10 protein-coding genes are annotated in these 11,945 nt (G+C 50.6%); 8 read left to right on the top strand and 2 right to left on the bottom strand.

From position 1 onward, the window contains the following. Positions 1–290: 290 nt before the first annotated feature. Entirely contained in the window at positions 291–686 is a 396-nt protein-coding gene (locus CMR03_RS12675; protein ID WP_096011600.1) for a bleomycin resistance protein, read from the bottom strand. Positions 687–1,225: 539 nt separating this feature from the next. Between CMR03_RS12675 and arnB the strand changes: the two genes are divergently transcribed. From arnB to arnF, 7 genes are read left to right on the top strand one after another with little or no spacing between them, the layout of a single operon-like run. Then, entirely contained in the window at positions 1,226–2,362 is a 1,137-nt protein-coding gene (gene arnB / locus CMR03_RS12670) for a UDP-4-amino-4-deoxy-L-arabinose aminotransferase (RefSeq protein WP_096011599.1), read from the top strand. Next, positions 2,363–3,343, top strand: coding sequence for an undecaprenyl-phosphate 4-deoxy-4-formamido-L-arabinose transferase (gene arnC / locus CMR03_RS12665; protein WP_096011598.1), 981 nt, complete (start codon positions 2,363–2,365; stop codon positions 3,341–3,343). Continuing rightward, entirely contained in the window at positions 3,343–5,325 is a 1,983-nt protein-coding gene (arnA, locus tag CMR03_RS12660) for a bifunctional UDP-4-amino-4-deoxy-L-arabinose formyltransferase/UDP-glucuronic acid oxidase ArnA (protein WP_063876908.1), read from the top strand. The genes arnC and arnA overlap by 1 nt, the downstream gene beginning before the upstream one ends. After that, positions 5,322–6,215, top strand: a complete 894-nt coding sequence (gene arnD / locus CMR03_RS12655; RefSeq protein WP_096011597.1) for a 4-deoxy-4-formamido-L-arabinose-phosphoundecaprenol deformylase — start codon at positions 5,322–5,324, stop codon at positions 6,213–6,215. The genes arnA and arnD overlap by 4 nt, the downstream gene beginning before the upstream one ends. A 5-nt stretch (positions 6,216–6,220) precedes the next feature. Next, positions 6,221–7,879: a lipid IV(A) 4-amino-4-deoxy-L-arabinosyltransferase gene (gene arnT, locus CMR03_RS12650; protein WP_096011596.1), complete on the top strand. Its 1,659-nt coding sequence runs from the start codon at positions 6,221–6,223 to the stop codon at positions 7,877–7,879. Between the two features lie 2 nt (positions 7,880–7,881). Beyond that, positions 7,882–8,205: a 4-amino-4-deoxy-L-arabinose-phosphoundecaprenol flippase subunit ArnE gene (gene arnE / locus CMR03_RS12645; RefSeq protein ID WP_063876905.1), complete on the top strand. Its 324-nt coding sequence runs from the start codon at positions 7,882–7,884 to the stop codon at positions 8,203–8,205. After that, the gene (gene arnF / locus CMR03_RS12640) at positions 8,202–8,579 is read left to right on the top strand and encodes a 4-amino-4-deoxy-L-arabinose-phosphoundecaprenol flippase subunit ArnF (protein WP_096011595.1); all 378 of its coding nucleotides are present in this window, start codon (positions 8,202–8,204) and stop codon (positions 8,577–8,579) included. Before arnE ends, arnF begins: the two co-directional genes overlap by 4 nt. A 271-nt stretch (positions 8,580–8,850) precedes the next feature. On the opposite strand, the gene CMR03_RS12635 is transcribed toward arnF, so the two are convergent. Continuing rightward, entirely contained in the window at positions 8,851–10,779 is a 1,929-nt protein-coding gene (locus tag CMR03_RS12635; protein ID WP_096011594.1) for a methyl-accepting chemotaxis protein, read from the bottom strand. A 579-nt stretch (positions 10,780–11,358) separates the two neighbouring features. On the opposite strand from CMR03_RS12635, the gene CMR03_RS12630 reads away from it, so the two are divergent. Then, complete coding sequence (locus CMR03_RS12630; protein WP_096011593.1) at positions 11,359–11,901, top strand: chorismate mutase; 543 nt, start codon at positions 11,359–11,361, stop codon at positions 11,899–11,901. The last annotated feature ends 44 nt before the right edge of the window (positions 11,902–11,945 follow it).

Here is an 11,945-nt window from a genome sequence, read left to right as displayed (position 1 = left end):
ACTTCAACCATCAGCACCCACTGTTATCGAATAAAACGATATGCACCACCCTGTTTGGACACATCCAGACGTAGGAATGCGCCAGCGCGACGTCGTGAAATTAAGCAGCCGGAAACACAGGGAGAGTGGCAACACTTCTTCCTGGCAACGTACTGGGAGGATTTAACTGCGGTGAAAAGTTTGCTGCTGAGAACGACAACGTCGCAGTGACTGACCTGCGTGATGATATGACGTTTGCGCTAACCTCGAATTTCAGTGCTGCGTCTGCTGAAAGTCCGTGCGTTTAACGGCTAAGGTGATCCACCGCCAGGCTGAAAAAATCGCAGAAGATAGCCGTCAGGGTCCTGAACCAGGAATTCTTTCTGACATTCATATTGAGCGCCGGTGTGATAACAATTTTCGCGCAGGGGACGAAAGAGGGGCGTTCCGTGCGTAAGCAGTCGATTGTAGAGCGTGTCGATATCCGCTACTTCAATCTGAAAATTGATCCCCCGTCCCAGAGGTCGGGCCAATTTTGCGGTCTGCCAGCCTTCTTCATGCATCTGCTCAATCATTAACTGTGCTTCACCATAACACAAATAGGCGAAGTCCGGCTGAGCACGTCTTATCCTGACTTTCCAGCCGATAACGTCAACATAAAAAGCATAAGACGCGGCAAAGTCCGCGACGGTCAGCTCGGGAACCATAGGGTTCCAGTAGAGAGTATCAGCTACGTTTTCGGCGCACATGGTTACGGGTAACTTTATGTAAATAAATAAAATAATGCGACTTGCGTTTTTTTTCAGCAATTGCCGCAACGCTATTTGTTTAAATAACAACAGGATTCTGCCGTCTAACTTTCAACGATATCAAGGCTTCTGTCAACCACCGCATATACCGAACACGCCCCTCAAAATTCTCTTTTTAGTACCTTCACGCAACTGTCAAACATATCTGTTTATTTAAAGTGATTAGTCTGGTAAAAGTGATAAATATCATGTCAATTTGTTAATTACATAAGGTGTTTAATGTTCGGTTAAGGTTGCGGGCGTATGATTTGATACCGGTATGAAATAAAGGTTTTGCTAATAATTTATTTCACCAGGCAGATTTTAATGATTTTGCTTGTTTTTCGCGGATTTTGGCGATTTTTGATGAACGTATACGACATTTTTTTCATTATTTTATTTCAAAATTGCGCTCAATTTGCTGGAAAAATTGCAAAACAGTTTAAGGATATTACTTAATGGCATTTCTTCCGTTTTCACGACCTTCTTTGGGTGAAGCTGAACTGTCTGCAGTGCGTGATGTGTTTGCATCTGGATGGATTACTACCGGGCCAAAATGTGCCGAACTGGAACGTGCATTCTGCCAGCTGACCGGGAATCAACATGCTATTGCCGTGACGTCTGCAACAGCCGGTATGCATGTGATGTTAATGGCGCTGGGCATCAAGGCAGGTGATGAGGTCATTACCCCTTCGCTGACCTGGGTTTCTACTCTGAACATTATTACCTTGCTGGGCGCAACCCCGGTAATGATTGATATCGACGTTGATAATCTGATGGTAACGCCTGAGGCCATTGAAGCGGCGATAACCCCTAAGACCAAAGCCATCATCCCTGTCCATTACGCCGGCGCGCCTGCCGACATCGATGCCATTTATGCCATCGGTAAACGCCACGGGATTCCGGTCATCGAAGACGCCGCACATGCCGCAGGCACTTACTACAAAGGCCAGCATGTTGGTGGACATGGCAATGCGATTTTTTCTTTCCATGCAATCAAGAATATGACCTGTGCTGAGGGTGGGCTGGTCGTCACGGATGATGCCGCGCTTGCCGATCGAATTCGCAGCCTGAAGTTTCATGGTCTTGGCGTTGATGCCTTTGACAGACAAACCCACGGCCGTCAGCCACAGGCTGAAGTCATCATGCCTGGGTTCAAATACAACCTGCCTGATATCAGCGCAGCTATTGCGCTGGTCCAGCTCGAAAAGTTGCCTGAAATTAACCAGCGCCGGGCGGCCATTGCGCAACGCTATCTGGAGGCGCTCAAAGACACGCCGTTCAAACCGCTGGTTCCGCCAGCCTGGCAGCATCAACATGCCTGGCATCTGTTCATCATTCGTGTTGATGAGCAGGCATGCGGTTTCTCCCGTGATGCGCTGATGCAGAAGCTTAAAGATCAGGACATTGGAACCGGTCTCCATTTCCGGGCGGCGCATACTCACAAATATTACCGTGAACACTATCCGCACCTATCACTGCCCGCCACCGAGTGGAACAGCGAGCGTATATGTTCGATTCCGTTGTTTCCCGACATGACCGACGATGACGTTGAACGCGTTATCAGCGCACTACGTGGACTGACTGGGGTTTAAATGTTCGACGATAAAGAGATTGAAAAAGTATCGGTGGTTATCCCGGTCTATAACGAGCAGGAGAGTTTACCGGCGTTGATTCAGCGTACCAATGACGCCTGTAAAACCCTTAATCTGGACTATGAAATCCTGCTGGTCGATGACGGTAGTCAGGACGCCTCCGCCGTGATGATTGCGGATGCAGCTTCACTGCCGGACAGCCATATTGTGGCTGTGTTGCTTAACCGAAATTACGGTCAGCACTCTGCCATTATGGCGGGCTTCAGCCATGTCAGCGGTGATCTGATTATCACGCTGGATGCGGATTTACAGAATCCCCCTGAAGAGATCCCGCGTCTGGTTGCTGCCGCTCAGGAAGGCTACGACGTTGTGGGAACCGTGCGCCAGAACCGCCAGGACAGCTGGTTCCGTCGTCAGGCCTCACGCACTATCAATCAGATGATTCAGCGCGTGACCGGCAAATCGATGGGCGATTATGGCTGCATGCTGCGGGCTTACCGCCGCCACATTATCGATGCCATGTTGAATTGCCACGAACGCAGTACGTTCATTCCAATTCTGGCTAACACCTTTGCACGGCGCACCATTGAATTACCCGTGACGCACGCTGAGCGTGAGCATGGCGATTCAAAATACAGCTTTATGCGCTTAATTAACCTGATGTATGACCTGGTGACCTGCCTCACCACCACACCACTGCGCATGCTGAGCGTCCTCGGCAGCCTGATCGCGCTGACGGGGTTTGCCTTTTCCCTGGTGTTGATTCTGCTGCGTCTGTGCTTTGGCGCAGCCTGGGCTGGTGATGGCGTCTTTATGCTGTTTGCCGTGCTGTTCATCTTCATAGGTGCACAGTTTATTGGCATGGGGCTGCTTGGCGAATATATCGGCCGTATCTACAACGATGTCCGTGCCAGACCTCGCTATTTTATTCAACGTGTTATCAATCCTCAGAAAGACCGTTCTGTACAGGAAACCGAGTAATGAAAACTATCGTCTTCGCTTATCACGACATGGGTTGTGCGGGCATCAATGCGCTGTTGAAAGCAGGTTACACCATCAGCGCCATCTATACCCATGCCGACACGGCGTCAGAAAATCACTTTTTTGGCTCAGTGGCGCGAATCGCGGCTGAAAATTCTATCCCGGTTTATGCTCCGGATGAAGTTAACCATCCTCTGTGGATCGATCGCATCAAATCGTCTGAACCCGATGTGATTTTCTCTTTCTATTACCGTAACCTGCTGTGCGATCAGATTCTGAACAGTGCGAAGCAGGGTGCCTTTAACCTTCACGGTTCACTGCTGCCAAAATATCGCGGACGCGCACCGTTAAACTGGGCGCTGGTTAACGGAGAAACCGAAACCGGTGTCACCTTACATCGCATGGTTAAAAAAGCGGACGCGGGCGAGATCATTGCTCAGCAGCGTGTCGCCATCGCCGATGAAGATAACGCACTAACGCTGCACCGCAAGCTGGTCGACTGCGCCACTGAGCTGCTGGAAAGCGCGTTGCCTGCCATGAAGCAGGGCAATATCGTCGGCACCGCGCAAAATGAAGCGGAAGCCACCGTAGTGGGTCGCCGCACGCCTGAAGATGGTCGGATTAACTGGGCATTGCCAGCCAGCCAAATCAATAATCTGGTGCGTGCGGTAACTGACCCATGGCCGGGCGCCTTTGCTTTTGCTGGCACCACCAAATTCGTGGTCTGGAAAGCAAAAGTATTATCTACTGCGCATAATGTTCGTCCTGGCACCGTGCTGTCTGCGGAACCTTTCGTCGTCGCTTGCGGCGAGGGTGCACTGGAGATTCAGACCGGACAGACCGCCAACAGTGTCTACATGAACGGTATCCAGCTGGCTCAGCATCTTGGCATGGTGAATGGCGCGCTGCTGTATTCCCAGGCCGTTGCAGCCGTTAAACGTCGTACGCGTGTATTGATTCTGGGCGTAAACGGCTTTATCGGTAATCACCTGACCGAGCGTCTGTTGCAGGACGACAACTTTGAAGTGTTTGGCCTGGATATCGGTTCAGACGCGATTAGCCGCTTTGTCGGTCATCCGCGCTTCCAGTTCGTTGAAGGCGATATCAGTATTCACTCTGAATGGATCGAATATCACATCAAAAAATGTGATGTCATCCTGCCATTAGTGGCCATCGCGACACCGATCGAATATACCCGTAACCCGCTGCGCGTTTTCGAACTGGATTTTGAAGAAAACCTCAAAATTGTGCGTGATTGCGTCAAGTACGGCAAACGCATCATTTTCCCATCGACGTCTGAAGTGTACGGCATGTGTACCGATGCGAACTTCGATGAGGATCACTCCAATCTGGTTGTCGGCCCGATTAATAAACAGCGCTGGATTTACTCCGTTTCCAAGCAACTGCTGGACCGCGTCATCTGGGCTTATGGTGAAAAACAAGGGCTACGCTTTACCCTGTTCCGTCCTTTCAACTGGATGGGCCCGCGCCTGGACAACCTGAATGCGGCGCGCATCGGCAGTTCACGCGCAATCACACAACTGATCTTAAACCTGGTGGAAGGATCGCCGATCAAGCTGTTTGATGGTGGCCGTCAGAAACGTTGCTTTACCGATATCAGCGACGGTGTAGAAGCGCTGTTTAAAATTATTGAGAATAAAAACAATAATTGCGACGGACAAATCATCAACATCGGTAATCCGGATAACGAAGCGAGTATCAAAGAGCTGGCCGAACGCCTGCTGGAAAGCTTTGAACGTCATCCACTGCGTGCCAGCTTCCCACCGTTTGCCGGTTTCCGCGAAGTGGAAAGCAGCAGCTATTACGGTAAGGGCTATCAGGATGTTGAACACCGTAAGCCATCCATCCGTAATGCAAAACGCCTGCTCGGCTGGACGCCAACTGTGGAAATGAACACCACGATTGATAACACACTCGACTTCTTCCTGCGTACCGTTGAGCTTCAGGACGACAAGGAATGAAGAAAGTTGGTCTGCGTGTTGATGTAGATACCTGGCGCGGGACAAAACTTGGCGTCCCCGCGCTCTTGGATCTGTTCAATAAACATGATCTTCAGGCGTCGTTTTTCTTTAGTGTCGGACCCGACAACATGGGACGCCATTTATGGCGTCTGATGAAACCGCGCTTTCTGTGGAAAATGCTGCGCTCACGCGCAGCATCACTTTATGGCTGGGACATTCTGTTAGCCGGAACGGCCTGGCCTGGAAAGCGGATCGGGGCAGGGATGCGCGATATCATTCGCTCAACCGCCGATCGCCATGAGGTCGGTCTGCATGCCTGGGATCATTTTGCCTGGCAAACCTGGGCGGGCGTCTGGAAAGAGCCGCAGCTCATTCAGCAGATTGCTATGGGCCGCGACGCGCTGGAGGCGATAACCGGTCAGGCAGTGACCTGCTCAGCAGTGGCTGGCTGGCGGGCAGATGGCCGGGTTATTCAGGCTAAAGAAACCTTTGGCTTCCAGTACAACAGCGACTGTCGCGGGACGGCGCCATTTCGACCGCAGTTAAGAAACGGCGAACTGGGTACGGTCCAGATCCCCGTCACGTTACCGACATGGGATGAAGTGGTCGGACCCACGCTCAGTGCCGAGCGTTTCAACGATTATATTCTGGAAAAAATCCAGGCTGATCAGGGCACGCCGGTTTATACCATTCATGCCGAAGTGGAAGGTATCAGTCAGCTTGATGCTTTTGATACGTTGTTGCAGCGTGCCCGTGCGCAAGGAATACAGTTTTGCCCACTGAGCGAACTCTTACCTGAAGACCTTGATACTTTACCCGTGGGTAAGGTCGTTCGTGGTCATATCGCTGGCCGGGAAGGCTGGTTGGGTTGTGAGAATTTAACAAGGTAAGCACCATGACTGCCACCAAAAAGACCCTTTTACTGGTTTCACTTTTTATCCTCTATTATTTAGTTCCTCTGGAGTTCCGTAATCTCTGGCAGCCTGATGAAACACGCTATGCCGAGATCAGCCGTGAAATGCTGCAAAACGGTAACTGGATTACGCCCCACTTCTTCGGTCTACGTTATTTTGAAAAACCTATAGCGGGTTACTGGATCAATACCGTGGGTCAGGCCATTTTTGGTCACAATAACTTTGCGGTCAGGATTGGTTCCGTCTTTTCTGTGCTGATGAGCGCGGTATTAATTTACTGGCTGGGATGCCGTATTTTTGTCCAGCGTAGCGTTGCTTTAACGGGCAGCGTCATCTTTTTAACGTCCCTGCTGGTGTACAGCATTGGCAGCTATGCTGTGCTGGACCCGATGCTGACGCTGTGGATGGTGGCTGCCATGTGCAGCTACTGGTTTGCCACTGAGGCGCAAAACACCCGGCAACGCATCGTGCGCTACCTGTTGTTGGGGCTGGCATGCGGCATGGGTTTTATGACCAAAGGGTTTCTGGCGCTGGCCGTGCCGGTGCTGGCTATCCTGCCGTGGGCCGTCTGGAATCAGCGTTTCCGCGAACTGATTATCTATGGCCCCCTTGCCATAATCAGTGCGGCGTTAATCAGCGCGCCCTGGGCGATAGCCATTCAGCAACAGCAGCCTGATTTCTGGCATTACTTCTTTTGGGTTGAGCATATTCAGCGGTTTGCCGAAGATAATGCGCAGCATAAAGCCCCTTTCTGGTATTACCTGCCTGTTCTGGTTGCCGGCTCGCTTCCCTGGCTGGCGTTGCTGCCGGGGGCATTGCGGTCGGGCTGGCGTGAACGTAAACAGTCCCCGGGTGCGGTTTATCTTCTGAGTTGGGTTGTTATTCCTCTGGTGTTTTTCAGTATTGCAAAAGGCAAACTGCCAACGTATATCTTGCCCTGCTTTGCGCCACTGGCCTTGCTGATGGCTGAGTATGCCTGGCAAAAGGCCCGCAATCACACGCGCGTGTTTAAAGTCAACGCGTGGATCAATGTCCTGTTTGGTAGCGTCTGCGTCGTGGCGTTGTTAGTGGTCTTTGCGCCCTGGGGATTAAGCCATCGACCTCTTTATGGTTCACACCAACTGCTGGCATTGACGATGGCCGTGCTGTCCTTTGCCGGCTGGGCCATCGTGGGCGTTTTCAGCCTGAAATCGCCACAACATCGTTGGCTGGCCGCAGCACTGTGTCCTTTAACGTTGGCGCTGTGTGTCGGCTCGGCCATCCCTGAAGGGGTTGAAAACACCAAGCAGCCGCAGGTGTTTATTCGCAGTATTGAAAGCAGCCTTGCTAACAGCCGCTATATCTTAAGTGATAATTCGGGTGTGTCATCGGCGATTGCCTGGACAATGAAACGCAGCGATATCATTGCATACAGTGAAAAAGGCGAACTGCAATATGGCTTAAGCTTCCCTGACGCACGATCAGCCTATGTCAGCAGCGAAGATTTCCCCCAGTGGCTTCAGGCGCACCGTAAACAGGGCAATGTCTCGCTTATTATGATGCTGGATCGAGGAGAAGCTACACCAACAGATTTGCCGCCAGCGGATGCCGTTTATCGCAACGGTCGGATGCTTCTGTTGCAATATAACGCGGCGGAGTAGCCGTGAGCCTGTTGTTGGTCTTACTGACCAGCCTGCTGACCTGCGCGGGTCAGCTCTGCCAAAAGCAGGCGGCGCGTCAAACAAACCGGGCTAAACTCACCGGCTGGCTGATTGCCAGCCTGGCGATGTTGGGCCTGGGGATGATCGTCTGGTTGTTGGTGCTGCAGCGTTTACCGGTAAGCCTGGCGTACCCGATGCTGAGTATCAACTTCATCTTAGTGGCGCTGGCTGCACGCTTTATCTGGCATGAAAAAATGACCCGCTGGCAATGGGCTGGCACCGTCCTGATTGTCGCGGGCGTCGCTATCATAGGGAGTTATGCATGACGGGCTATCTGCTGGCAATGTGTAGCGTTTTACTGGTGACGGTTGCTCAGTTGATGCTGCGCTGGGCAATGCACCAGTTGCCCGCGTTGTCTCTGCTAATGACGCACTATTCCTTCCACTGGCTACCGCTGCTGGTATTGTGCGGCGGGTTAACGGCTTACGCCTGCTCAATGGTGTGCTGGTTTTTAGCATTACGCCATCTACCGCTGAGTCGGGCTTATCCGCTGCTAAGCATCAGTTACGTACTGGTATGGCTCCTGGCTATCAGCCTTCCGCTGTTCGCTGAGCCATTCCATGCAGGCGCGATGGCGGGCGTGTTTCTGATATTGGCCGGATTACTCTGTATGTGCGTTAAACCTGGAAAAACAACATGAGCACCGCTCTGTCTCTCGGCAGATAAATCAGCCTTGCTGTTGGCTAATGGCAGGGCGCTTTTGCTGGGCATTGGGCGTGGGGAGCAAAGCGACGCTTTGGCCGCGCAGTCAGCATATTCGGATGGAGAAGGGCGCTTTCGCCTGAATGAAGCAGAGAAGGGATTGATCTTCTCTGTTCAACGGGAATCAGACGGGCTGGACAGTCATGCTGAATGTAGATGCGCCAGGAAGGCAAACGCCGGCATAAAGCCGGCGTTCGTTTTAGCAAGGATCAGAAAGTCTCCCAGTTACCTTCTGCCGTGCTGGGCTGACGTGGAGAGATCAGCGTCTTAGGTGCAGACTTCGGTGCGCTGTGGCTAATGGCCATACCACTTCTGTTCGCAGGCACACGGAAGACAGCGACGGTTTTCTCCAGCTCTTCCGCCTGGGATTCCAGCGAGCTGGCGGCGGCCGAAGACTCTTCAACCAGCGCGGCGTTTTGCTGCGTTGTCGTATCCATCTCCGTCATGGCCTGAGCGATTTGCGATATTCCGCGGTTTTGCTCATCGGAGGCTGCAGCGATTTCACTCATGATGTCTTTCACCTGGGTCACAGACAGTACAATCTCATCCATTGTGCTTCCCGCCTGATCGACCAGCGTTGAGCCTTCATTAACGCGGTTCAGCGAATCACGAATCAGTGTTTCGATTTCCTTCGCCGCAACGGAACTGCGCTGAGCAAGGTTTCTGACTTCGCCTGCCACGACCGCAAAACCACGGCCCTGTTCACCGGCTCGTGCCGCTTCAACAGCCGCGTTGAGTGCCAGAATATTCGTCTGGAAGGAGATCCCATTTATTACGCTGATGATTTCACCAATTTTACCCGAACTGGTCGTAATACCTTGCATGGTGGTGACAACGTTACGGATGATGTCACCGCCTCGCCCAGCGTTGACAGACGCTTCCGTTGCCAGTTGGCTGGCGTGGTGGGCGTTCTCGGCATTTTGCTTCACGGTTGAGGTTAACTCTTCCATGCTGGCCGCAGTTTGCACCACGGCAGCAGACTGCTGTTCAGTGCGCGATGACAAATCCATATTACCGGCGGCGATCTCAGAGGAAGCGCGTGCCACGCTGTTCACACCATCGCGCACGTTGGTGATGATGTTTTGCAGGCTCTCATTCATCACACTGACGGCCTGCATTAACTGCCCGAGTTCATCACGACGCGTGGTTGAAAGCGTAGCAGTGAGATCGCCTTCAGAGATACGCTGGGCAACGCTCAGGGTTTCTTTTAACGGAACAGTAATTGAGACGGTGATGCGCCAGGCCACTAACAAGCTAAGCAGAACACAAATAGCCGCAACGATTGCGATCTGGCTTTCAGCGCTACGTAATGCGTCAGCGGATTCAGACGCCTGATAGTTAAAGAGTCCAGCCACATATCCATTCAGCTTTTCTGCTGTAGCACTGAGCTCCGTCGATGCCGTTGATTCCTTACCCATGGCGGCAATGTAATCCACGAAAGCCTGTTTAAGTTTCGCTAAATCCGTTTTTTGCGTATTCAACACCGCCTGGATTTCGGGGACAGAAAGCGCTAACAACTGAGCACGTATCTGTTCGACAGAGGTAATGTTGCCATAAATTTCGGTCTTGCTGGACTCACTGGGTTTATCAATAAAGCGTTCTACATCACCCGCAATTTCCTTGAGGAGTGAGGCCAACCGCAATACCTGTAGCATCGCTTCGGGCTGAGCGGAAAGATTCAGCCCATCAAGGCTTTGTCCAAGAGAGAGGAGATCATTATCCTGAATCAACGTAGCCGCCGCTGAGGAGCTTTTCGCCGCACTGTAAAATGCCTGCCGCAGCGTCTGATAGTTTTGTATAGCGGTGCCTAATACACTGAGTTGTTCTTTGCCTTCGGTGTTCCAGTCAAATTTTTTCAGCTTATCAAAGTGGGTGCTTAACTGGTTGAGTGCACTGGCGTTAACCTGAGCATATTGATCATCTTTAGTATATTGATACAGCAGACGGTTCGTGCGTGCCTTGCTGAGAGCATTGACCATATCAACAGTAATATCCTGCTTTGCTGCATTCTCTTTGATGCTTTGAAAGCCTTTAAACGCTAAGAGAGCAATAGCCAGAGTGGCAACAATCAGCACACAAAAACTCAACCCCAGCTTTTTACCCATTTTCATATCGGAAAACGTACGCGTAATAGACATAATTTCACCCTGATAGGCCGATACAGAATTATTATTTTGCAGTCTGTATTTACACCACACTGCTTAATAAAACTTATCGACTGTCACAATGAAAACTTTAAAGACATTTTGAAATATAAATTCACAATTGTGACATGAATGCATTTATGTGGATTTTTATGTCTATTTCAGGCTTTGGTGTTAATAGTAAGGGCCAGGATAGTTAGGGAGCGAATAATTTATGGCGGATTTTTGCTGACATACTTTTACATTTATGGCCAATGTAAGCATAAATATTTAATATGATCTTAAGCGGAAGCCCAACTAATAATTTTATTAATATCAATAACATACATATAAATCCGTGCTCCATCAGTAAATTAACAGCTTAAAGCCTTAATAATCACTGGCGAAACCGAATCATTCACAAAAGATACGTTAACTTCTCTTAACATGTGTTAGCTGTTATGTAGCATTCTGGTTATAATTTGTATTAGTTAATTACAGAGATTAAATAATATTTCACCGACACTCCATCTATGAGAGGGACGTTTAATCTGATTAATCTTTTTCAACTATTTGGAAACAGGCTAACCAAACATGCAATATATGACCTTTCTTCTTGCTGCGTTAATTTTTTGCGGCTCTGCTGCTGCTGCCCCGTCGGCGTCAGAACCCGTTTCGCAACTCTCGCGTGCGCTTCATGAGAGAATGTTATTAATGAAGGATGTCGCCGCCTTCAAAAAAACCCACAATAAGCCGATTGAAGACCTGCCGCGAGAGCAGGATGTACTGGCAGAAGCCAAGGAGAAATCGGCACAAGCCGGGCTTGATCCGCAGTCCGTGACGGTGTTTTTTCAGGGTTTAATGGATGCCAGCAAAGCGATTCAGTATCGCTATCTGGCTGACTGGTTGGGCGCACCTCATTCCGTGCCGCCCGCAAAAGATCTGGCAGACCTGAGGAAGCAAATTAACCTGTTAGACGGACAAATTTTGCAAGCCATCAATCAGCAACTGTCACAGGGTGGTTTCACAAAAGATGAGCTGACCCATCTGCATCAGCAACTCAACGTCCAGCATCTGACGGATAACGATATCAACCACGTTTTACAGGGGCTTGAGCAAATCAAACTCAAAGGCTAACGCGTCGCAACGGGCCGACAAGCACGTTGAATACTTATGAACGC

Origin of the sequence: Pantoea allii (assembly GCF_002307475.1) — a bacterium.
GTDB classification, from domain to species: Bacteria; Pseudomonadota; Gammaproteobacteria; order Enterobacterales; family Enterobacteriaceae; genus Pantoea; species Pantoea allii.
This window is presented reverse-complemented; position numbering and strand designations above follow the sequence as displayed.

Excerpts from the sequence above, each read along its gene's own strand:
- CMR03_RS12635 (WP_096011594.1), bottom strand. The coding sequence starts at position 10,779 with ATGTCTATTACGCGTACGTTTTCCGATATGAAAATGGGTAAAAAGCTG.
- arnT (WP_096011596.1), top strand. The coding sequence starts at position 6,221 with ATGACTGCCACCAAAAAGACCCTTTTACTGGTTTCACTTTTTATCCTC.
- arnA (WP_063876908.1), top strand. The coding sequence starts at position 3,343 with ATGAAAACTATCGTCTTCGCTTATCACGACATGGGTTGTGCGGGCATC.
- arnF (WP_096011595.1), top strand. The coding sequence starts at position 8,202 with ATGACGGGCTATCTGCTGGCAATGTGTAGCGTTTTACTGGTGACGGTT.
- arnB (WP_096011599.1), top strand. The coding sequence starts at position 1,226 with ATGGCATTTCTTCCGTTTTCACGACCTTCTTTGGGTGAAGCTGAACTG.
- CMR03_RS12675 (WP_096011600.1), bottom strand. The coding sequence starts at position 686 with ATGGTTCCCGAGCTGACCGTCGCGGACTTTGCCGCGTCTTATGCTTTT.
- CMR03_RS12630 (WP_096011593.1), top strand. The coding sequence starts at position 11,359 with ATGCAATATATGACCTTTCTTCTTGCTGCGTTAATTTTTTGCGGCTCT.
- arnD (WP_096011597.1), top strand. The coding sequence starts at position 5,322 with ATGAAGAAAGTTGGTCTGCGTGTTGATGTAGATACCTGGCGCGGGACA.
- arnC (WP_096011598.1), top strand. The coding sequence starts at position 2,363 with ATGTTCGACGATAAAGAGATTGAAAAAGTATCGGTGGTTATCCCGGTC.